At 66.4% G+C, this 21,236-nt stretch carries 17 protein-coding genes; 6 read left to right on the plus strand and 11 right to left on the minus strand.

Annotated features, from left to right (window positions below; all coding sequences use genetic code 11):
• Positions 1 to 103: 103 nt before the first annotated feature.
• Positions 104 to 1,174, minus strand: coding sequence for a hypothetical protein (locus PHA81_RS04525; RefSeq protein WP_005044634.1), 1,071 nt, complete (start codon positions 1,172 to 1,174; stop codon positions 104 to 106).
• Between the two features lie 158 nt (positions 1,175 to 1,332).
• Here PHA81_RS04525 and PHA81_RS04530 point away from each other — a divergent pair, with 158 nt between their 5' ends.
• Positions 1,333 to 2,553, plus strand: a complete 1,221-nt coding sequence (locus PHA81_RS04530) for a hypothetical protein (protein ID WP_049910265.1) — start codon at positions 1,333 to 1,335, stop codon at positions 2,551 to 2,553.
• 81 nt (positions 2,554 to 2,634) lie between these two features.
• Here PHA81_RS04530 and PHA81_RS04535 read toward each other — a convergent pair whose 3' ends face one another.
• A complete protein-coding gene (locus PHA81_RS04535; RefSeq protein ID WP_049910266.1) occupies positions 2,635 to 3,660 on the minus strand; it encodes a GNAT family N-acetyltransferase in 1,026 nt (341 codons plus the stop codon).
• A 199-nt stretch (positions 3,661 to 3,859) separates the two neighbouring features.
• On the opposite strand from PHA81_RS04535, the gene PHA81_RS04540 reads away from it, so the two are divergent.
• The 3 genes from PHA81_RS04540 to gdhB all read left to right on the plus strand — a co-directional run bounded on the left by PHA81_RS04540 (position 3,860) and on the right by gdhB (position 8,483).
• Positions 3,860 to 6,733, plus strand: a complete 2,874-nt coding sequence (locus PHA81_RS04540) for a bacterio-opsin activator domain-containing protein (protein WP_005044638.1) — start codon at positions 3,860 to 3,862, stop codon at positions 6,731 to 6,733.
• A 303-nt stretch (positions 6,734 to 7,036) separates the two neighbouring features.
• Positions 7,037 to 7,180 carry a rubrerythrin-like domain-containing protein gene (locus tag PHA81_RS04545; RefSeq protein WP_005044639.1) on the plus strand — a complete coding sequence of 48 codons (144 nt, stop codon included), beginning with the start codon at positions 7,037 to 7,039 and terminating at the stop codon, positions 7,178 to 7,180.
• A gap of 1 nt (position 7,181) precedes the next feature.
• Positions 7,182 to 8,483 (plus strand): glutamate dehydrogenase GdhB, encoded by a 1,302-nt coding sequence (gdhB, locus tag PHA81_RS04550; protein ID WP_005044640.1) that lies wholly within the window; start codon positions 7,182 to 7,184, stop codon positions 8,481 to 8,483.
• Positions 8,484 to 8,513: 30 nt separating this feature from the next.
• Here the strand turns inward: gdhB and PHA81_RS04555 are convergent, their stop codons facing one another.
• The 8 genes from PHA81_RS04555 to PHA81_RS04590 form a co-directional block, all read right to left on the minus strand.
• On the minus strand, positions 8,514 to 9,383 hold the full coding sequence (locus PHA81_RS04555) for a polysaccharide deacetylase family protein (protein WP_273835471.1): 870 nt from the start codon (positions 9,381 to 9,383) through the stop codon (positions 8,514 to 8,516).
• Positions 9,376 to 10,497, minus strand: coding sequence for a UDP-N-acetylglucosamine 2-epimerase (non-hydrolyzing) (wecB, locus tag PHA81_RS04560; RefSeq protein ID WP_273835473.1), 1,122 nt, complete (start codon positions 10,495 to 10,497; stop codon positions 9,376 to 9,378). The genes PHA81_RS04555 and wecB overlap by 8 nt, the downstream gene beginning before the upstream one ends.
• Positions 10,494 to 11,546, minus strand: a complete 1,053-nt coding sequence (locus PHA81_RS04565; RefSeq protein ID WP_049910278.1) for a glycosyltransferase family 2 protein — start codon at positions 11,544 to 11,546, stop codon at positions 10,494 to 10,496. Before PHA81_RS04565 ends, wecB begins: the two co-directional genes overlap by 4 nt.
• Complete coding sequence (locus tag PHA81_RS04570) at positions 11,539 to 12,927, minus strand: nucleotide sugar dehydrogenase (protein ID WP_005044647.1); 1,389 nt, start codon at positions 12,925 to 12,927, stop codon at positions 11,539 to 11,541. The genes PHA81_RS04565 and PHA81_RS04570 overlap by 8 nt, the downstream gene beginning before the upstream one ends.
• Complete coding sequence (locus tag PHA81_RS04575) at positions 12,924 to 13,898, minus strand: Gfo/Idh/MocA family oxidoreductase (RefSeq protein ID WP_005044648.1); 975 nt, start codon at positions 13,896 to 13,898, stop codon at positions 12,924 to 12,926. Before PHA81_RS04575 ends, PHA81_RS04570 begins: the two co-directional genes overlap by 4 nt.
• 102 nt (positions 13,899 to 14,000) lie before the next feature.
• Positions 14,001 to 15,122 (minus strand): DegT/DnrJ/EryC1/StrS family aminotransferase, encoded by a 1,122-nt coding sequence (locus PHA81_RS04580; protein ID WP_005044649.1) that lies wholly within the window; start codon positions 15,120 to 15,122, stop codon positions 14,001 to 14,003.
• Complete coding sequence (locus tag PHA81_RS04585; protein ID WP_005044650.1) at positions 15,119 to 15,709, minus strand: acyltransferase; 591 nt, start codon at positions 15,707 to 15,709, stop codon at positions 15,119 to 15,121. The genes PHA81_RS04580 and PHA81_RS04585 overlap by 4 nt, the downstream gene beginning before the upstream one ends.
• A gap of 366 nt (positions 15,710 to 16,075) precedes the next feature.
• Entirely contained in the window at positions 16,076 to 17,644 is a 1,569-nt protein-coding gene (locus PHA81_RS04590) for an oligosaccharide flippase family protein (RefSeq protein WP_005044652.1), read from the minus strand.
• A 204-nt stretch (positions 17,645 to 17,848) separates the two neighbouring features.
• On the opposite strand from PHA81_RS04590, the gene PHA81_RS04595 reads away from it, so the two are divergent.
• Both PHA81_RS04595 and PHA81_RS04600 read left to right on the plus strand, forming a co-directional pair.
• Positions 17,849 to 19,528 (plus strand): alkaline phosphatase family protein, encoded by a 1,680-nt coding sequence (locus PHA81_RS04595; protein ID WP_005044653.1) that lies wholly within the window; start codon positions 17,849 to 17,851, stop codon positions 19,526 to 19,528.
• 1 nt (position 19,529) lies between these two features.
• Positions 19,530 to 20,534, plus strand: coding sequence for a GNAT family N-acetyltransferase (locus PHA81_RS04600; protein ID WP_005044655.1), 1,005 nt, complete (start codon positions 19,530 to 19,532; stop codon positions 20,532 to 20,534).
• Positions 20,535 to 20,630: 96 nt separating this feature from the next.
• On the opposite strand, the gene PHA81_RS04605 is transcribed toward PHA81_RS04600, so the two are convergent.
• Positions 20,631 to 21,236: a metal-dependent hydrolase gene (locus PHA81_RS04605; RefSeq protein WP_005044656.1), complete on the minus strand. Its 606-nt coding sequence runs from the start codon at positions 21,234 to 21,236 to the stop codon at positions 20,631 to 20,633.

A 21,236-nucleotide genomic window follows, 5' to 3' on the forward strand; every position in this document is an offset into this window, starting at 1 on the left:
CGTTCTTCGTGCGCTCACGACGAGCGATACGAGAGCGACACGAATCTGAGACCGAACCGCGATCGGAGTGGCGGCTGAGCCGAATGTTCTGATCGTACACGGGCTATGTGGTGCTCGGGTTCGGGACCATCATCTCTACCGGCTGCATATCGATGAAGGCGGTTTCGTACCCGTCGTGGCGAGCGATCTGTGGCGGCGTGTTTACGGTGATTTTCAGTTCGTCGCCGGGCAGGATGCTCTCCATAGCGGTGCTGTAGTGATATCCCACGCTGGGATCGAGCGTCCGTTCGAGGGGGCCGTCGAACACTCGCTGAGCACCTCTCGACACCGTCACCGATAGCGACATGAACGGGAGGACGATCCGGTTGTACGGCGTCCGTGGAAACACCGCGAGCCGCGTGGCTCCGTTCGTGCTCCGGATCACGGTCACGACGAACGTCGCGTCGCCGGACCGTTTCGTGCCGAGTCGCGTTCCGGGCAGCGCGCGCTTCGGCGGTGCGCGGCCGACGGACACATCCATCCCCATGTCCATCGGCTCGACGGCACCGCGCTCGCCCTGTCTGTCGGGGAGCTGTCTGAGCGCCAGATCGTACAGCTCGGCGGTGTCGAACGCGAACTCGAACGTCGTCATCACCGGATTGGAGAACGTCCCTTCGAACCGTCCGGTCCGGCGCATCCCCGTTCCACCGATCGAAACCCTCGCCTCGTAGGTGCCGTTGCCGTCGAGCCCGAAGTTCGCGCCGTAGTGAAACCCCATCTTCTGGGACAGCATCGGGTAGATCACCTCTTGAGCGACGAGTTCTCCATCCTGGACGATCTCGGCCGAGAGGCCGGCATCGACCGGGATCACGATGCCGCTTCGGTCGTCCCAGATCGCTGCCATCAGATGGACCGAATCCGCCGACTCGACGACGGTTTTCCGGGTCTGGCTGCCGCTGAGGGTCCAGAAACGGTGGGGGTACGAGTACATGAGCGCGACCGTGTACGGCCCCACAGAACGGGTGCCATACATCGACATCCCCTCGGTCACGGCCGGGTAGTACACGGCGCGGGGCCGGTCACTCACGAGCGGCGGATCACGCCACGCCGACTGAGTTCGCAGGCCGAGCGTTTCGAGACAGCCCGCGGTTGCCGCCGTGCCGGCAGCCGCGGCCAGAAACGCGCGTCGCCTCATCGTCTCATTGTTTGTGCCACGTTCACATACGACTACTGGTTCGATCGTCGAACTCAGCCCACTCACCGCTATCGAGCCGTCTCACAGCGGGAGTGCCGGAGCACGGTCGAAGCACCGTCTCCAACGAACACATATACCAGGGGAACGTGGATCCACCAATGAGCAGTCGAACCGGCCGGAACCACACCGTGGCTGGCGATTCGCAGCGATCGGCGTCCGCAGGTGCCGGCCTCGGTCGTCGTCTTCTCGTGCTCGCTATCACGCTCGTTGCAACCATCGGAACCGTCCCGCTCGCGTCGGCGCACGGTGGTCACCTCTACGTCAACGGTGTCCACCTCTCGCAGTCGTACGCGTTGATTCCACTCGTTCTCGGGGCCGTCATTGCCGTTGGCAGTGTCTATCTGCCCCGGTTGCGGCCATCACTCTCGGGCTACGCGCTTCACGGCGTTCTCGTTGGCCTCGCCATCGCGGTCGTCGGTGGGATCGCGGTCGTCCAGCTCTCGCCGTACGAGTGGCTGACGGCGGAGCCGGTGATCCCGCGATCGATCCACGAACCACTGCTGCTCCTGCTCGGCGGTGTGATCATGCTCGGCAGCGTGATCGGCGGCCAGATCCGGTGGCCGACACGGCCCCGCTACGCCGGCCTCGGTGCCCTCCTCGGTCTCTGGGTCGCCTACCCCGGATTTTCGGTGTTCGGCATCTACACGCCGATGAACCCGCTCGGACATCTCATCGTGCTCTCGCTGCCGGTGGCGGTCGGATACGTCCTCTGGCACGACGCCCGTGACGTGTTGAGCGCAGTCGTCGCCGACCGGACGGCGCGCCGGTTCGGCGTCGCCGTCGGCCTGCTCGGGGTCGTGTTCTTCCTCTTCTCGGCGGGGATGGCTACGGTCGTCCCCGACAGCGGTGAAGGTCTCTCGTGGGCGGAAGGGTTCATCACGACGCTACCCACTCTCGGGCCGCTAGTGACGTGGCCATCGGTCGAGGTCTGGGCCCCGTCGATCCCGTTCGCCGGCATGGTGTCGGTCGGCACGCTGATCTTGCTCGCCGTGCTCGGCAGCCTCCTCGGACTGAACGCCGCAGTGTTCGCCCATCAGTGGGGGACTGCGGCGGGTGGCGCATCGCCGACGACGGCGGGTGCGGTCGGCCTCGCCGCCCCACAGGCGTGCTGTTGCTGCGGTCCGCTGCTCTCCCAGCTCGCGATCGTGACACTCGGCCCGTCGGCCGCGGCCCCGTTCTACCTGCTGTTCGCCGATCCCTCGTCGTCGATCGGCTCGCTGTTTTTCGTCGCCAGCGTGGCGATCCTCGCCGGGACGCTCGTCAACGCGGCCGGATCGACGGCCAACGCCGAGCCCGAACAGTGTGTGGTGCCGGCCTGATCTCGGGTACTTGTCGTCAGTCCGAACGACAACAGCACGACGAACGACGCGATCCCGATCGGCGAGGGAGAGACGTTCCTGTTACAGACCGACGCGATCGACAGCCTGATTCACCAGCCGATACGCGCCCTTGGCGGCGTCCATCGCGGGCCCGCCGGACTCGATGACGTACGACGGCGCGAGGTCGGCCCCGAACTTCGATTTGTACCGGCAGAGCCGTTCGGTGTTCGCGCCGACGAGGTCGTACTCCGTGACCGATTCGATGGGCGGATCCTCGGCGACATCGCGGATGATCCGCCAGTGGAGCAGGCTGTTGATGCTGACGCCCTCGTGAGTCGCGCGTGCGCCGCCGAGCCAGTAGTACGCCGCATCGTTCGAGAACAGCGTGATGACGCCGCCGAGATACTCGCCGTCCGGATCGCGCGCGACGTACACCCGCGACCGCTCATCGAGATCGGCGATGACGTCCCTGACGTACGGCCACGACGGCCCGAACCCCTCGTCCTGTTCTGCGTATCGGGCCTGCGTCTCCCGGAACACCGTCTCACCGCCGCTGAGGCCCTCCGTTTCGATCTCGACGTCGAGGTCCTCACCAGACCTGATCTCACGCCGGAGGCTCCGACTGAACGAGCTCAGTATATCGTCGGGCGATCGGTCGCCGACCTGAAGTCGATAGGTGAACGAGGGTTCGACCGAGAGGTCCGCCCACCGATACGGACGGGGATCGGTGTACTCGGGGTGGCCCAAGAACCGACACAGCGTCGTGGACGATTCGACGCCGAGCACGTCGAGGACGCCGTTCGTGAACTCGCGGTTGACTTTCTCGCGTTTGCGCTGTTTCGGGCTCGTCGGCATCACGATCGGCCCCAGATGCGGCACGGCCATGCCGGGTGGCGGCGACGAAATGACTCGGCCCCGCCCCATGCTCCGGACGAACACCGGGAGCATCCCCACCAGCTGTTCGCCGCGGTAGCCGCCGAGACAGAGTAGATCGCCCGCTGCGTGGCGGTCGAGCACCGAGAGCGCCGACGCGGTGTGAAACACTTCGAAGCCCGTGTTCGGGAGCCCGTCGTCCCACGCCGCGAGATCCATTCGTTCGATGTTCATGGGATGCGAGGGGGAGAGCGTGTGCTGTCTGCCATCGATACCTGTCTCACTCCGGCTATCGAAGAAAGTGTTTCGTGTTGGGGGATCGGTTGGCCCGTGCTCGCCCGGCGATTCCCTGGCAATCGCCCGGCAATCGCTCGACACCCCATCGATGTTCCCGTCGGTGCGTTGAACTCGGTCGAGCCTGTACTCGCGTGACATGGCGACTGCAGCGGACACGCTGGACGGATCACACGTCCTTCTCGTCGGTACGGCCGAGTGGATCGCTCCCCTCGCGGATGCGCTCGAAACCCACGGATCATCGGTGCGGACGGTCGCGACTGCCGACGCCGCAACCGCTGTGCTCGACGATCACCCGATCGAGTGTGTCGTCAGCGAGCACGCTCTCGACGGGCGGACGGGGCTCGATCTCCTCCGAACGATCAGAGACGAGACCGCGACGCTGCCCGTCGTGCTCTGCACGGCGGCGGGCTCAGAGGCCGTCGCCAGCGAGGCGATCGCCGCTGGCGTGACGGACTACGTCGCGGTCTCCGACCCTTTCGAGTCGATCGTCGAGGACGTCCTCGCGCGGCTCGGCCAAGCCATCCGTACGGCCGACCGGACCGACACCAGGCGGGATCGCGCCCGCCAGTTCGACGCGACGTTCCACGACGATCGGACCGCGACCTGGGTGCTCGATCCGGACGGCTCGCTCCGGCGGGTCAACTCGGCCGCGCGTGAACTGATCGGAGCCGACGCTGGGAGCGTCGTCGGGGAGCCGTTCTGGACGCTGCCGTGGTGGAGTGGGACCGACAGAACACGAGCAGCCGTCGAGCGGACGATCCAGCACGCCATCGACGGTCGGTTCGACAGCTCGACCGTCTCCAGGGAGCGCGAGGACGGAACCTCACAGACGCTCGATCTCTCGGCTCGGCCAGTTCGGGACGAGACGGGGGCGGTCGTCTCGATCGTCGTCGAAGGTGTCGACGTCACCGAGCGCGTCTCGCTCGAACGCGACCTCCGCGAGTCCGAGGAGCTCCACCGGGTCACGCTCAACAACATGACTGATACGGTGTTGATCACCGACGACGACGGCGCGTTCACCTACGTCTGTCCCAACGTCCACTTCATCTTCGGCTACACCGCCGAAGAGATCCACGATCTCGGCTCGATAGCGGGCCTTCTCGGACCGGATCTGTTCGATCGGGACGAGCTGGCCGCCGAAGGTGTGCTGAAAAACATCGAGTGCACGGCGACCGACAAGGCGGGCCGCGAGCACACCCTGCTGGTGAACGTGCGGGAGGTCTCGATTCAGGACGGGACGCTGCTCTACAGCTGCCGCGACATCACCAAGCGAAAGCGACGCGAGGAGGCGCTGGCCGGGCTCCACACGACGACACGCGAACTCCAGTACGCCGGCACCACCCAAGAGATCGCCCAGGTCGTGGTCGACGACGCGGCCACGGTGCTCGATCTCGACGCGAGCGCGGTCTACCTCTTCGACGCCGACGAGAACGCGCTCGAACCGGTCGCCGTCTCGAACGGGATGGAGCGACTCGACGGACCGTTGCCGACACGGCGGGCGGACGACGAAACCATCCCGGGCCACACCTTCGTCGCGGACGACGCCCGGTTTTTCGACGACGTTCACGATGCCGACCGGCTCGCGAACGAGGCGACCGGGATCCGGAGCGGGGCGTACATCCCGCTCGGCGAGCACGGCGTGTTCATCGCCGCCGCCGGGACGGTCGGGGCGTTCGACGAGATCCTCCGGGAACTCACCGACTTGCTCGCGGCCACCGCCGAAGCCGCCCTCGATCGGGTCGAGCGCGAGAGCCGGCTCCGCGAGCAGGAGCGCGAGCTGCAGCGGCGAAACGCCCAGCTCACACGGCTCGACGGGCTCAACGAGATCATCCGCGAGATCGACGGAGCACTCGTTCGCGCGGAGACCCGCGAGGAGATCGACCGCGCCGTCTGTGAGCTCCTGACGGCCGAGGACCGGTTCGCGTTCGCGTGGATCGGCGATGCCGACCCGACCACCGAGACGCTGGAGCCACGGGCCTGGGCCGGGGCCGAGCAGGGCTATCTCGACAGCGTGTCGTTTTCGATCGGCACGTCGGAAGCGGAGGAACCGGCGGGCCGGGCGGCAGCCACCCGAGAACTCCAGACGGTTTCGAACGTGGCCGATCGACTCCGGGAAGCACCGTGGCGATCGGCGGCGATCACGCGCGAGTACCTGTCGGTGCTCAGCGTGCCGCTGGCGCACGACGACTTCGAGTACGGGGTGTTGACCGTCTACGCCGGGACGGCGAACGCGTTCGACGGAACTGCACGAGCCGTGCTGGCCGAACTCGGCGAAACCATCGCGTCGGCGACCAGCGCGATCGAGCGGAAGAACGCGCTGTTGACCACCGCGAACACGCGTCTGGAGTTCGAGACGCGTGACTCGGCGTTCGTGTTCGCCCGCCTCGCCCGCCGCTCGGGCTGTTCGCTGACCTACGAGGGCGGCGTTCAGCGGACCACGGACGGCGTCTACGTCTTCGTCAGCGTGACCAATGCCGCCATCGAAGACGTCGTCGCTGCGGCCCGAAACCTCGTCTCGATCGACGAGGTCGAGCGGATCGGGACGGACGACGAGGCGGGTGTGCTCCGGCTCCGCCTCTCCCAGCCGTTCCTCGCGCTCGATCTCGCCGACCACGGAGCCGTCCTCCGACGCGCCACGGCCGACGGCGAGACCGCAACACTCGTCGTCGACGTGCCCAACAGCGTCGACGTCCGTCGCATCGATCGCCTCGTCGCGGAAGCGTTCGCGGACGTCGAGCTCCTGTCGAAGCGGTCGGTCGACCGTGCGTCGTCGCGGGACCTCCACGCGGCCTTTCTCGATCGGCTGACCGACCGCCAGCTGGAGGTGCTTCAGACGGCGTACTACAGCGGCTACTTCGAGTCGCCGCGCGAGAGCACGGGTGAGGAGATCGCGGCGACCCTCGAAATCTCGCCGCCGGCGTTCTATCGTCACGCGCGGACGGTCCAGCGCAAGCTGTTCACCACTCTGTTCGACGACATCGGCGTTCCGTCCGCCGCTACTGCCGACTGAGCCGTGCTCCGGTACGAGAGGAGGCGCCGATCCCATAGCTACCGCGTGGCCCGAACCATCCACCAGGTCTCGCGTGTTCGCCTCTCGCCGGTCGCTCTCGTGAACTCGTCGACGATACCGGTATGGCGTCGATCCGTCAACGACTCGCGACGCCGCGACCCAGACCAGCGGATGGACGGACGAACAAACCAGGCGTGAGGGACCACAGCTCAGCGGGTACGTTCAATAACGAACCCCCGGTTCTGAAGGAAGTTCGTTGTTGAACACCGCTGGTCATCCGTCGAGAGTTCTTCCTAGAAAACGATGCGAGACGTCGATCAGAACGCCGATAGCGAGACGCCGTACGAGTGCTTCGACTGTGGCACGATCGTGCTGACGGCGACGAACCCTGGCCAGTGTCCCGACTGCGGCGGCGAGATGCGCAACCGACTGATCCCGCTCGAATGAGATGAGTTCGGACTCCACACCGGGCGAAGCCGGTTCGGCAGTATCCACCGCCGATGCAGCCGAGACCGAATCCGCGCTCGACACCGCCCGCCGACAGCTCGCCCGCGCGGCCGAGCACGTCGAGATCGACCCGAACGTCGTCGAGCGACTCGCCCATCCGAACGCGGTTCACGAGGTCTCGATCCCGCTCGAACGCGACGACGGCACCGTCGAGGTCTTCACCGGCTACCGCGCCCAACACGACAGCGTTCGCGGACCGTTCAAGGGCGGCCTCCGCTTCCATCCGGGCGTGACCCACGACGAGTGCGTGGGGCTCTCGATGTGGATGACGTGGAAGTCCGCCGTGCTCGACCTCCCGTTCGGCGGGGCGAAAGGCGGGATCGTGGTCGACCCGAAGGCGCTCTCCGCCGACGAGAACGAACGCCTCACGCGACGGTTCACCCAGGAGATCCGCGACGTGATCGGACCGACCCACGACATTCCGGCCCCCGACATGGGCACCGACGCCCAGACGATGGCGTGGATCATGGACGCCTACTCGATGCAGCAGGGCGAGACCACACCGGGCGTCGTCACCGGCAAACCGCCCGTCGTCGGCGGGAGCTACGGCCGCGAGGAAGCCCCCGGCCGGAGCGTGGCGATCGTCACCCGTGAGGTCTGTGCCCACGACGACCGCTCGCTGTCGGGAACGACGGTGGCGGTCCAGGGGTTCGGCAGCGTCGGCGCGAACGCGGCCCGACTGCTCGACGACTGGGGAGCCTCGGTCGTTGCGGTGAGCGACGTCAACGGCGCGATCCACGATCCCGACGGGATCGACGTCCACGCGATCCCCACCCACGAGGAGGAGCCCGAGGCGGTCACTGCCGGCGTCGACGACGTCCTCCCGAACGAAGAACTCCTCGAACTCGATGTCGACGTGCTGATCCCGGCGGCGATCGGTAACGTCCTCACCGAGGCGAACGCCGGCGCTGTCCAGGCCGATCTCGTCGTCGAGGGCGCGAACGGCCCGACCACGTCGGCGGCCGATACGATCCTCGAGAAGCGAGACATTCCGGTCATCCCCGATATCCTCGCGAACGCCGGCGGTGTCACGGTCTCGTACTTCGAGTGGCTCCAGGACATCAACCGTCGAGCGTGGTCCTTAGAGAAGGTCAACGAGGAGCTCGAAGCCGAGATGCTGGCGGCGTTCGAGGACGTTCGGACGCAAGTTGACGAACGCGACGTGACGTGGCGCGATGCCGCCTACATCGTCGCACTCTCCCGGCTCGCCGAGGCCCAGGAAGCGCGCGGTCTCTGGCCGTAGACCGCTCTTCGAGACGGCTCCGATCGCGAATCAAACCTCGATAGCGCCGAGTTCGGGATCGTCGAGGCGCTCGTACAGCTCGCCGGGCGGGCCGACCCACGCGTCGAGTTCGAGCGCGCGCTCGATCAACCGCCGATAGAGTTCGCGATAACCGGGGAAGTCGTCGCTTAGCAGCCGTGGGTGCCAGAGCACCGTCATCACCGCGTCGTTGTCGGCTGCCTCCGTGAGCAACCCCTCACAAGCGTCCCACGCCGCCGCGAAATCTCCTTCTTCGACCAGCGCGGTTTCCATCGCCGTGAGCGGGAAGACCACGAACTCGTCGTCGAACGGCCGGAGCGGCTCGTGGCCGTGTTGGAAGCCGTACTCCGTGCTCGATCCGAGCGAACTGTCGTAGTCGAGTCCGATCGCACGGTGGTGTCGCCACGTTTCTTTCCCGGGTGCGAGGTTGAGGAAGTGCTGACGGCCGCCCGTCACTTCGTGGCCGAGCGCGCGCTCGATTTTCGCCTTCTCCTCGCGGAGCCGATCGCGGTCGTCGAACGAGTTGAACGAACCGTGAAGACCGACCTCCCATCCGCCGGCGTCGAGCGCCCGGACGATGTTCGTGAGATCGATGGTCTCGACGTCGTACCGACCGAGATGCTCGATCCAGTACCGGGGATTGCACCACTGCTGGAACGGCCGGTTGCGGAGGCCGGGCTCGGAGAGGAAATAAAACGCGGAGCGAACGCCGAGATCGTCTTCGAGGCCCATCAGCGACTCGAACTGCCAGTAGGGGTTGTGACCCGGTCGCAACGCGGCGAGCTGTCCGAGGTCGCGTTCGATCAGCGCGTCGGAGATCGCCTGATAGGTCTTGTACGGCCGGTCGACGTCGTGGGTGAGACAGAGCGCGAACTCAGCCATCGGTCGCCCTGTTCGCCGCCGCGACCTCGCTCGCGCTCCCGTCTTCGCTGCCGTCGTTCTCGATGACCGTAACGATCCGTTCGGCGGCGTCGCCGTCGCCGTAGAGTTCGGGTTTTTCGGGGAGCGAGACCGGTCGTGTGAGCTCGCGCGCGATGGCGGCCTCGTCCGCGCCGACGAGGACGTTCCAGCCCGCGTCGACGGTTTCGACCCACTCGGTCTCGTCTCGAAGCGTGACACACGGCGTATCGAGGAAGAACGCTTCTTTCTGGACGCCGCCGGAGTCGGTGGCGACGCGCTCGGCCCCGTCGAGCAGCCGGACGAAATCCACGTAACCGACGGGATCGATCAGCGTGAGCTGCTCCGCGATCGTTTCCCGGAGGTCACACTCGTCGAGCCGTTCGCTCGTCCGCGGGTGGATCGGGAACACGACCTTGCGATCGGTGTCGCACAGCGCGGCCATGATAGCCTCCAACCGCTGGAGATCGTCGGTGTTGCCCGCGCGGTGGACGGTCGCGAGCACGTACTCACCCTCGGCGAGATCGTGCTCGTCGAGCACCGTCGACCGATCGGCGGCACGACACCGCGCCCACCGGATGGCGTCGTACATCACGTCCCCGGTCTGGTGGACCATCCCGTCACCGATCCCCTCTTTCCGGAGGTTCTCGACGCCGCGCTGGGTCGGTGCAAAGAGGAGATCCGAGACGTGATCGGTGAGCACGCGGTTGATCTCCTCGGGCATCGAGCGGTTGTAGCTCCGGAGCCCAGCCTCGACGTGGGCGAGCTGGGCGTCGGTTTTCGCGGCCACGATCGCGCTCGCGAGCGTCGAGTTGGTGTCGCCGTAGACCAGGATGACGTCGGGCGATTCGCGCTCGGCGAGTTCGCCGAACCGGCTCACCATCGCTCCGGTCTGTCGACCCTGGGTGGCCGAACCCACCCCGAGGTTGTACTCGGGAGCCGGGATGTCGAGCTCCTCGAAGAAGACGTCGGACATGGTCTCGCTGTAGTGCTGACCGGTGTGGACCAGCACCTCCTCGTGGCGCTCGCGGAGCGCGCGCGAGACCGGGAACGCCTTCACGAACTGCGGGCGTGCGCCGACGACAGAGACGACCTTCACTGTTCGGCCTCCGGCTGCCGCGCCGGTTCCTCCGGTTCGCCAGCCTCGTGGCGTCGCACGCTGAGCCCCTCGTTGGTCTGGAGGTCGTAGACCATCGCCACCGCGAACGAGATCCCGCCGACCATCACCAACAGCAGCGCGATCGATCCCCGGAGGAAGGCAGATCCCGCGCCGACGAACGCGAGCGGGGCGAACAGTCCGCTGGCGACGCCGGCGAGTGTCCCGACGAACCCGAGGAAATACAGGATGACGAGCGGATGGAAGTCACGCACCACGTACCGCATCACGAGTCGGTGGAGGAAGTTGCGCGCGAGCAGCACGGAGAGTTTAGGCACGAACGACGAGTACCGGATCCCGCTCTGCTCGTCGCCGTACACCGCCGGATGGGCGACGTCGGCGACGCGCAACCGGTGGACGTTGAGCGTCGAGAGCACGTCGTTCAGAAAGCCGTAGTCGTCGTAAAGCCCATCGATCTCGATCCGCTGGAGCGCTTCCCGCGAGATAGCGGTGTAGCCGTTCTGCGGGTCGCTCATCTTCCAGTAGCCGCTCGATACCTTCGTGAGGTAGGTGAGCAGCGAGTTGCCGAAAAACCGCCACCCCGACATCTCACGGCGATCTCGGTGGAGCAGTCGCGTCCCCTTCGTGTAGTCCGCCTCGCCGTCCACGATCGGGTCGATGATCCGACTCAGCATGTCGGGGTTCATCTGGCCGTCGGCGTCCATCACCGCCGTGACGTCCATCCGCTCGGCGAGCGCGCGCCGGTAGCCGGTCTTGACCGCGCCACCCCGGCCCTGGTTGTCCTCGTGGTGGATCGGCTCGACCACCTGATCGAAGTACACTCCCCCGTCGGCGAGCGTCGCGGCCTCGGTGCGTTCGTCGTTCGCGCGCTCGGCGTGGCGCTGGATCTCGTCCCACGTCCCGTCGGTCGAGCAGTCGTCGACGACGTACACCCGATCGACGAACCCCGGCAGCGTCTCGATCACGCGACCCACGAACGTCTCCTCGTTGTGGGCCGGCACCACCACGCCGACGGTCTTTCCCCTATACATCGCGACCACGCCCGATCGTGTACGTCCGGTGTGTGGTTCCGGCGAGATCGAGGCTGTCGCGTCCGTCGATGACCACCAGTCCGTCGTGCTCGCCACGGCGTTCGAACGCCGTCCAGTCGATCCCGTCGAACTCCGTGTGTGGCGTCACCACCACCACGCCGTCGAGCGGCCGGTCGGTGACGTTTCCGACGGCGACCGGCGTCGCGTCGAACTCGGCGAAGCCTGCGTCGTCGAGCAGTGGATCGGCACACAGCACGTCCGCTCCCGCCTCGTTCAGCCCGTCGATGATCGACCCCGCGGGCGTCGCGGCAGTTTCTTCGACACCGGGGCGGTAGGTCAGGCCGAGCACGAGTACCCGTGCGTCCGCGAGCGCCGATCCTTCCGCCGCGAACTCCTCGCGGAGCTTCTCGACGACGAAATCGGGCATCCCGTCGTTGACCGCACGTGCGGTTTCGAGCAGCGGGCCGTCGGCCTCACGGCCGTCGAGCAGGAAGTACGGATAGTAGGGGATGCAGTGGCCGCCGACACCGGGGCCGGGGTCGTGGATGTCACAGAAGGGCTGGGTGTTCGCGGTCGCGATCGCCTCCGTCACGTCGATCCCGAGATCGTCGGTGAAACGCCCGAGTTCGTTGGCGAGCGCGATGTTCACGTCACGATAGACACCCTCGAATAGTTTGACTGCTTCGGCCGTCGTGGCATCCGAGACCGCGAGTACGCCCTTCTCGTTGATCGCCTCGTACAGTATCGTCGCGGTCCGGGTGCTCTCGTCGTCGACCCCGCCGACGACTTTCGGGTACGCACCACGGATGTCTTCGAGTGCGCGTCCGCTCGACGTGCGCTCGGGACAGAACGCGACGCCGAACTCCCCGAAATCGAGTCCGCTTTCGCGTTCCAGTTGGGGAATCACGACCTCTTCGCAGGTCTTCGGCGGAACCGTACACTCCACCACGACGAGATCGCCCGGTTCGAGCCCCGCCGCGACGTCCCCGACGACGGATTCGAGGATCGAGAGGTCGGGCGCGTTCTCGGCATCGATTCGCGTTGGGACGATGAGGACGTGGACCGACGCCGCCGCGGCCGCGGTGCGGTTGTCCGTCGCCGAAAGGGCGTCCTGCGCGACGAGATCCGCCACGAGGTCGTCGAGGCCGGGCTCCCGCGCAACGTGGCACTCGCCCGCGTCGACCGCCGCGACCACCTCGCTGTCGGCGTCGGCCCCGACGACGTTTCCGCAGACCTCGGCGTACGCCGCCGCGAGCGGCAGCCCCATCTTTCCGAGCCCGTAGACCGCGACCGGCACCTTGCCGTCACGGAAGGCCTCACGCTGGCGCTCGGCCGTCGCGTCGCTTCCGTAGAGCGACGTGGTTTCGGCGACTCGGCTCACACGTCGACCTCCACGGCTTCGTCGGTGGCGAGCCGGTCGATCGTCCGGGCGACTTCGAGTGCGCGCAACCCGTCGGCGGCGGTCACGACCGGCTCCGTGCCGGTCTCGGCACACTCGACGAACGCCGCGAGCTCCTTTTTCAGCGGTTCGCCGCTGTCGACCATCGGGCGCTCGACCACGCCCTCGTGGCGGTAGTGGACCCCGCTGCCGCCCTCGACGTACTCCGGCAGCGAGTGGCGGTGGATCTCGACCGATCGATCGATGTAGTCGACGGTGATCCAGCACTCGCGGGCGGTGATCGAGAGCTCGCGCACCTTTCGCTGGGTCACGCGGCTCGCGGTGAGGCTGGCGACGATACCGTTCTCGAAGCCGAGCTGGGCGTCGATGTAGCGGTTGTCCTCCGCGCCCAGCGCGTTCACGGTGTCGATCTCGCTGTCTATCACCGACAGCAACACGTCGATGTCGTGGATCATCAGGTCCAACACCGCGTTGTCCTCGATCCGACGCTCGCGCGGCGAGCCGAGTCGTTGGGCGTCGATCGCGAGGATCTCGTGGTTCGCGAGGATCTCGGTCACGGCCCTGATCGCGGGGTTGAACCGCTCGACGTGGCCCACCTGGATCGTGACGCCGTGTTCCTCGGCGAGCGAGATGAGTTCGCGGCCCTCGCTCGGTTCGGCCACGAACGGCTTCTCGACCAGCACGTGGACGCCCGCCACGATACACTCGCGCGCGATCGGGTAGTGGTGGGCGGTCGGGACGGCGATCGAGACCGCTTCGGCGGCCTCGACCAGCTCGGACTGATCCATCGCGCGCGTGCCGTGGCGGGTCGCGATCTCACGCGCCCGATCGGCGTCGGCGTCGGCGACTCCGACGAGGGAGACGCCCGGGAGTTCGCTGTAGACCCGCGCGTGAGACGCGCCCATGCTGCCGACGCCGATCACGCCGACTCGAAGCGAGTTCGTACTATCCATCCGCCGCCTCCATTGCTCTCGGTGTCGCTGTCATCGGCGGACGGTTCCGGATAGCGGCCGTGAGCGGACCGTCGGGTGACGGCCGGACGATCACGGCCGGCGTCACGATGGGTGCCCTCCCGTCTCGAAGCGACGGACAGCGGTCATGATGGTTTCTGTGTCCGACGCCGAAAGGTTTGGATGTACCGGTAGCGAGAGCACCTCCTCGGCGGCGCGTTCGGCGACCGGTACATCACATGCCACCCCGTCGTAGGCGGGCTGTTCGTGGATCGGCGTCGGGTAGTAAACTCCCGTCCCGACTCCTTTATCGTCGAGATGGGCCCGCAGTGCGTCGCGGTCGTCGGTCCGGATGGTGTACTGGTGGTAGACGTGCCGCCGGCCGGCCGGTTCGACCGGCGTCTCGATCCCCTCGACAGCGGCGAGCCCTTCGGTCAACCATGCGGCGTTCTCGCGGCGCTGCTCGTTGCTCTCCCGGAGGCGGTGGTCGAGCTGGACGCGGCCGACGGCCGCGAGCACGCTCGTCATCCGGTAGTTCTGACCGACCGAGACGTGTTCGTAGGCCCCAGCATCGCCGTCGCCGAACCGTGCTGCCGGTCGGCCGTGGTTGACGAACCGCGCCGCGCGCGCCGCTACGTCCTCGTCGTCGGTGAGCACGATCCCACCCTCGCCGGTGGTCATGTTCTTGGTCGGGTAAAAGGAGAAACAGGCGGCGTCACCGAACGTCCCGACGCGCTCGCCGTCGATCTCCGCACCGTGGGCCTGGGCAGCGTCCTCGATCAGGAGGAGGTCGTGCTCGTCGGCGATCTCTCCCAACCGATCCATCGCGGCGGGGAGCCCGTAGAGGTGGACGGGAAGTAGCGCGTCCACGTCCCGTTCGCGGACGATCGCCTCGACCGAGTGGGGGTCCATGTTGAACGTCTCGGGGTCGATGTCGGCGAAGACGACCTGTGCGCCGGCGAGACGGATGGTGTTCGCGCTGGCGATCATCGAAAACGGCGTCGTCACCACCGTGTCGCCGGGGCCGATGTCGAGCGCTTCGAGCGCCGTATGAAGCGCCGTGGTGCCGTTCGTGGTCGCTATCCCATGCGAAGCACCACAGAACTCCGCGAACTCCTCCTCGAACGCTCTGACTTCCGGGCCGTCGGCGAGCTGTCCACCCTCGATGACCTCGGCGACGCGAGCCTTCTCGTGCTCACCGAGCTCCGGATCGGCGATCGGGATCATATCGCGTTCTCCCCCGTGAGTTCGTCGGGTAGTGATTCGTGACGTGCGGGAACACCGACCGCGAGCGTCTCCGGCGGGACGTCCTCGGTGACGACCGCGCCGGCAGCGACGAACGATCCGCGGCCGACCGTGACTCCGGGGAGCAGGGTGGCGTTCGCGCCGATCGAGACGTGATCCTCGATGGTCGGGCCGACGAGGTCGTGCTCGCGGCGAACCGGGTAGGGATCGTTCGTGAGCACTGCACGCGGGCCGACGAACACCTGACTCCCGATTGCGGTGTGGGTGGGGACGTACACGCCAGTCTGAAGACTGACGTGCGACCCGATGGTGGTGGTGCCGTCGATCGTGACGTCGGTGCCGACGAGGACATCGTCGCCGATCGCGGTGTTCTCGCGGACGAGCGCGTTGTGGCCCGTTGTGAAGTCATCGCCGATCTCGACGTCGGCGTAGACGATGGTGCTGGCGCGGATCGTCGCACGGTCGCCGATGCGCGCGGGCTGGGCGTCAGGCGCGTGCTCGTAGCCGACCATCGCGCCCGCGTCGAGGCGACAGTCGGTGCCGGTCGTTGCGTGTGTGTCGTCAGTCATCGACGAGACCTCTTTGTTACACACCGTAGCGGTACAGTCGGGAGACGTGGAGGGCACCGGAGGCGTGGCGACGGACCGCGGGACGTGGGCGGTGTCGCGCACCGTCGGCGTCGCGTCCGGTGAGGGCTGTGGTGGCTCATTCGGTGGACGAATGTGATGACGGGGCCGGGTTCTCGCTCCCCGCAGTCTTGCTGTCCCGTTATTTCTATAAGAGACTCGTTTATCGTATATAGTGTTTTCCTATCGGCCACTGTCAATGTTTCCATCCGGTGGCTCTCGGCATAGTGGTTCTCCCCGACCGACTGGGAACGCTCCCTTTCGTCTGTCGCAGGAGTTTACAGATGGACCGGACGACTCGGACCCGATTCACCGATCCCGATCGATACGCTGCGTGCCCGACGGAATGTATCGCCGGATCAGCGGGATGCGGACACCGAGACGTTGCTCGACGAGATCGATCGGGACCTCGTCCTCGGCTTGGAGACAGCCGGTGACGGCGACCAACGCCACCGCAGCGAGGCTGGCGAGAACCCCGAACACCGGGAGCGTGACCACCGACAGCGTGATGACATCCGAAAGAACGAGTGCCGGCGGGAACAGCCCGAGCGGGAGCACGAGAAACGCCCGGACTGTCCACTTCGAGAACGGCGCGATCCCGGTGGTCCGCCAGAGCACCAGCATGGCGGTCGCGTTGAGCACGAAAAACGAAACCGCGGAGGCGACCGCCGCGCCGACGACGCCGTAGGTAGAGATCAGCACGACGTTCAATGCAACGTTCAACACTGCGGTGACGGTGTTCACGGCGAGGATGTAGCCGGTGTAGCCAAAGGCCGAGAGGGTGTCCTGACACCGGCCGTTGGCCGCGCTCATGAAGAAGCCGATCGAGAGGATCGCGAGGACGGTCGCGGATCGTGGATCAGAAGTGCCCATGATGATGCTCACCACGTCACCGGGGAACGCGACGAACGTGAGAAAGAGCGGGAAGGCGGCGATGTAGATCCACTTCGTCGTCACCTTATACACTCGGTCGACTTCCTCGCGGTTGCTGTCGTCGTCGAGTCGCGAGGCGAGCGGCATGTAGAGAAATCCGAACACCGAGAGGATCACGGGGAGGCCGGCGGCGAGTGGGTAACCGTACTGGTACACACCGGCGGCGTTCGGGGCTTCGGCGAGCGCACCGAGCATGATGGTGTCGATCTGTGAGAGCATCGACGAGACGGCCGAGGCGATCACCAGCGGGGCGGAAAACCGCAACAGCGCCCCTGCATGCGTCCGGAACGGGCCACGGAGCGGGAGGAGTCGATTCAGGAGGACGTGTGCGACCACGAATGCGACACCCGCCGCGACGATGTAGGCGTATCCTGCGGCGAACACGCCGAGACCGAACCCGAACAGGAGGAGAAGGAGCAGTCCTACTCGGAGTCCGTTGTAGAGCAGATCGTACGCGTAGGTCCGGTAGATGGTGTTCTCGTGGCCACGGATCGCGCCGACGGCGATCCGCATTCCGACGACGAGCGGGATCGCCACGGCGAACAGCACGGGAACCAACACCGAAACGTTGGGGTCGAAGACCACGTCACGGATCCACTCTCTGGCGAGAACGAGGCCCGCGGCGATCGAAACTGCGGCGATCCCGGCGATCACGAGGCCGGTCACCCACACCCCACGGACGTCTCGATCGTCCTGGAACCGGGACATGAACCGGGGAATTCCCTGAGAAAAGCCGACGAGTGCGACCGTCGAACTGAACGTCAGCATCGAGAAACCGAGGCTAAACGCGTCGTAAGCTGGTGTCGAAAGAACGTTGGCCAGAAGGGTCTTCTCGAACAGCTTCGAGAACGACCCGAACAGGCTGCCGACGAGCACGAGGCTGGCGCTCGACACCAGCGACGAGAGGTTCGCGTCGTCCGCGGCAGCCGAGCCCTCACCGGCCATCGTCTACTCCCGTTAATCGCGTCATCGAGACCAGTGTCGACGGGCATTTTCGGCGGGCTGTGCGACGAGGATCATCATTCGATGGATCTCCGCGGCGTCAAAATAGCGTTTCGTTCTCGTTGGCTCTCGTGGGGTCATCGAACACGGCGGCGTGCCGGCGGTAATCAGAGGACATAAGGACGGATGGGCTGGGAGAAGTAGTATATGCCGAGCCGTGGATCGGGACCGGACACGCTCCTCGTCGGACTCGACGCGGCCTGTGAGCCGGTGCTCGACCGGCTGTTCGATGCGGGAGCCGACCTTCCGCATCTACGAGCGATCCTCGACGACGGCGCAAGCGGCCCCTTGGAGTCCCAGGTCCCGCCGTGGACTGCGAGCGCGTGGCCGTCGCTGTACACCGGGACGAACCCCGGAAAACACGGCGTGTTCGGCTTTCTCGATTTCGATGGCTACGACTGGGACGTGGTGAACGCCACCGATGTCCGCGAGCGCGCGCTCTGGGAACTCCTCGATTCACAGGGGTTGTCGAGCGTCGTCGTCAACGTTCCCGTGACCCACCCGCCCAGGGAGTTCGACGGCGCGCTCGTTCCGGGCTACGTCGCTCCCGACGACCCAGCCTGTCATCCCGCGGGCCTCCTCCGCGAGGTTCGCGAGGCGATCGGTGAATATCGGGTCTACCCCCGTCATACCGGCGGGAGCGAGACCACGACTACCGAGAAAGTCGCCGAGTACCGCGACACGATCGAGATGCGTGGCGACGCGTTCCGGTACCTCGAAGACCGATTCGCGCCCGACTTCGGGTTCGTGGAGTTTCAGGCGACCGACACCGTCTTTCACGAGTGTCCCGGCGACTTCGACGCCGTTCGGGCTGTCTACGAGGCGGTCGACGAGCAGATCGGTGCGATCCTCGACGCGTGCGATCCCGGTACCGTCGTCGTTGCCAGCGATCACGGGATCGGCGAGTACACCGGCTACGACGTGCGGCTCAACACGCTCCTCCGAGACGCGGGGTTCACCGAAACCGCCCGCGGCGGGCGTGGGATGCCGTCGTGGGACGTCATTCGGGATGAGCAGTTTCTCGACGACGGCTCGGGGGACGAAGGCGACGAGCGCGACAGTGACAGCAGTGCCGGCGGACCGAACGACAGTGAGACAAACCTTCTCGAACGCGCGATGGAGACGGCCGCGCGTGCCGGCGTCACGAGCCAGCGCGTCGGACGGGTGCTCGAACGTCTGGGACTCGCGGAGGTCGTCGTGCGCCACGTTCCAAAAGGGATGATCCGTGCCGGAACCGAACAGGTCGACTTCCCCGCCTCGCAGGCGTACGCCCGCTCGCACATCGAGTGCGGAATCCGACTCAACGTCGCGGGCCGCGAGCCCGATGGCGTCGTCCCTCGCGAGGAGTACGACGCGGTGCGTGAGGCGATCATCGATCTCCTCTCGGATCTCGAAACACCCGATGGGAAACCGGCGTTCGACGATGTCGCGCGCCGCGAGGCGTACTTCGAGGGAGGGGAGGCCGAGCGCGCGGTCGACGTCGTGGTCGTCCCACGAGCGTTCGATCAGTTCCTCTCAACGCAACTGCGCGAGACGGCGTTCGGCCCGCCGACCGAACCCTACAACCACAAGCGCGACGGGCTGATCGCCGCCACAGGCGAGGGGATCGATGATGGGGCGTCGCTCGCGGGCGCGCACCTGTTCGACGTCGCGCCGACGGTGCTCGCGACCCTCGGGCTGGCCCGCGGTGAGCACATGGACGGCGACGTGCTGGCGCTCGTCGAGTCGATGGGTGAGCGCGCGTACCCGGAACTCGACGAGCGCGACCGCGAGGCAACCGACGAACGCGCCGTCGAGCAACGACTCTCGGACCTGGGATACCTTTGATATGAGCATCGAGATCACGAAAGCGACCGACGACGAACTGGACGACTGGAACCGCTACGTGGAGCGATCGCCCCACGCCAACCCCTTCCATCGGCTGGGAAGTCTCGAAACGATGGCCGACCACGCGAACGCCGATCTCCACCCCTTGATCGGATTCAAGGGCCAGGAACCTGTGGGGATCTTCCCGATCTTCGAGATCGAGCGCATGGGGGTTTCGACGGTGTTCTCACCGCCGCCAGATCTCCTGGTTCCCTATCTCGGCCCGGCGCTGTGCAACGTCGAGAAGCTGAAACAGCGCAAGCGCGAGCGCCGCCACGAGAAGTTCATCGATGGGTGTTTCGAGTGGCTCGATCGGGCATGTGATCCGCGCTACGTCCATCTCAACACCGATCCTCGATACGACGACTTCCGACCCCTGGGATGGAACGGGCTGGAAGCCTCACCGAACTACTCCTATCGGGTCGATCTCACGCCGGGTGCGGACGATCTCCTGAAACGCTTCAGCAGCGACGCCCGGAGCAACGTCAAGAACGGTGCTCCTGAACACTGTACGATCGAGGAGGGCGGCGAGGACGCGATCCGCCGGATCGTGACCCAGGTTTCCCGGCGCTACGACGCTCAGGACGAGTACTACGCCGTCACGCCGGCGTTCGTGATCGACCTCCGCGAGCGCCTGCCCGACGGCTGTGTCCGGGCGTACGTCTGTCGGGTCGACGGCCGGTTCGTCGGCGGGATGATCACGCTGGAGGACGACGACATCATCTACCGGTGGCAGGGCGGCGCGAAACACGACGCTGACGTGGCCGCGAACGATCTGGTCGACTGGCACATCATGCGGGACGCCATAGACAGGGACATCGACGGCTACGATCTCGTCGGGGCGAACTCGCGGCGACTCAACGGGTACAAGGCGAAGTTCAATCCCGAACTCCGCACCTACCACCAGGCCGAACGCGCGGGGCCGGCGCTCCAGGTCGCACGCGAAGCGTATCTCCGCCTTCGCTAAGCGTCCCTCCGCCTTCTGTTGGATCTGCGCGGCTGCGGCCGCGTTGTGTCGCGGTCGTGGCGTCGCTGCTGACTGTTCTCGATCGTTTTTCGACGATCAGTGACGCGACGAACGGCGGCCGACGAGGCGGGCGAACAGCCCGGTTCCCGGCCGGCCATCACGGAACCAGAGCAGGAGGACGCTTCCGAGCACGAGGAGTTCGACCGCGACGAACAGCAATCCCTTCGGACTGGCCAGCTGGCCGAGGTAATCCTGGAAGTAGTACCACGCGTTCGTCAGTATGCCCGCTCCCGCGCCGGGTCCGACGATCGGGTTCGATACGTCCACGCCGGGTCGGGCGACTGCGGGCCAGAACAGGAACCAGTAGGACGCATCGCCGCCGAGAACGATCGATGGGAGAACATCTCCGGGGAGGTGTGTGAGATAGCCCACCGTGAACGCGATCGCGGGCTCGGTTCGACCGATGCGCCATCCGACGACGAGCACGAGCGCGGCCAGGGGGATGGCGACGAACAGCGAGTGGGCGAACACGCCGGCGGGCAGCACGTCGAGCGCCCACGACAGCGGCTTGTCGACGAGATCGGGGAACTGCGTCCCGACGACGACCGCCAGCGTTGCGGGGCCGTTCGGTGTGCGGCCCCGGAGGTGGGCGAACAGCGAGTAACACAGGTAGCCGACCGCGAGATGTTCCCACGGGAACAT

Origin of the sequence: Halococcus sp. PRR34, from assembly GCF_028617175.1 — an archaeon.
Classification (GTDB): Archaea; Halobacteriota; Halobacteria; order Halobacteriales; family Halococcaceae; genus Halococcus; species Halococcus salifodinae.

Bases quoted from the DNA above. Each gene is read 5' to 3' on its own strand.
- PHA81_RS04525 (WP_005044634.1), bottom strand. From the start codon at position 1,174: ATGAGGCGACGCGCGTTTCTGGCCGCGGCTGCCGGCACGGCGGCAACC.
- PHA81_RS04530 (WP_049910265.1), top strand. From the start codon at position 1,333: ATGAGCAGTCGAACCGGCCGGAACCACACCGTGGCTGGCGATTCGCAG.
- PHA81_RS04535 (WP_049910266.1), bottom strand. From the start codon at position 3,660: ATGAACATCGAACGAATGGATCTCGCGGCGTGGGACGACGGGCTCCCG.
- PHA81_RS04540 (WP_005044638.1), top strand. From the start codon at position 3,860: ATGGCGACTGCAGCGGACACGCTGGACGGATCACACGTCCTTCTCGTC.
- PHA81_RS04545 (WP_005044639.1), top strand. From the start codon at position 7,037: ATGCGAGACGTCGATCAGAACGCCGATAGCGAGACGCCGTACGAGTGC.
- gdhB (WP_005044640.1), top strand. From the start codon at position 7,182: ATGAGTTCGGACTCCACACCGGGCGAAGCCGGTTCGGCAGTATCCACC.
- PHA81_RS04555 (WP_273835471.1), bottom strand. From the start codon at position 9,383: ATGGCTGAGTTCGCGCTCTGTCTCACCCACGACGTCGACCGGCCGTAC.
- PHA81_RS04565 (WP_049910278.1), bottom strand. From the start codon at position 11,546: ATGTATAGGGGAAAGACCGTCGGCGTGGTGGTGCCGGCCCACAACGAG.
- PHA81_RS04575 (WP_005044648.1), bottom strand. From the start codon at position 13,898: ATGGATAGTACGAACTCGCTTCGAGTCGGCGTGATCGGCGTCGGCAGC.
- PHA81_RS04580 (WP_005044649.1), bottom strand. From the start codon at position 15,122: ATGATCCCGATCGCCGATCCGGAGCTCGGTGAGCACGAGAAGGCTCGC.
- PHA81_RS04585 (WP_005044650.1), bottom strand. From the start codon at position 15,709: ATGACTGACGACACACACGCAACGACCGGCACCGACTGTCGCCTCGAC.
- PHA81_RS04590 (WP_005044652.1), bottom strand. From the start codon at position 17,644: ATGGCCGGTGAGGGCTCGGCTGCCGCGGACGACGCGAACCTCTCGTCG.
- PHA81_RS04595 (WP_005044653.1), top strand. From the start codon at position 17,849: ATGCCGAGCCGTGGATCGGGACCGGACACGCTCCTCGTCGGACTCGAC.
- PHA81_RS04600 (WP_005044655.1), top strand. From the start codon at position 19,530: ATGAGCATCGAGATCACGAAAGCGACCGACGACGAACTGGACGACTGG.
- PHA81_RS04605 (WP_005044656.1), bottom strand. From the start codon at position 21,236: ATGTTCCCGTGGGAACATCTCGCGGTCGGCTACCTGTGTTACTCGCTG.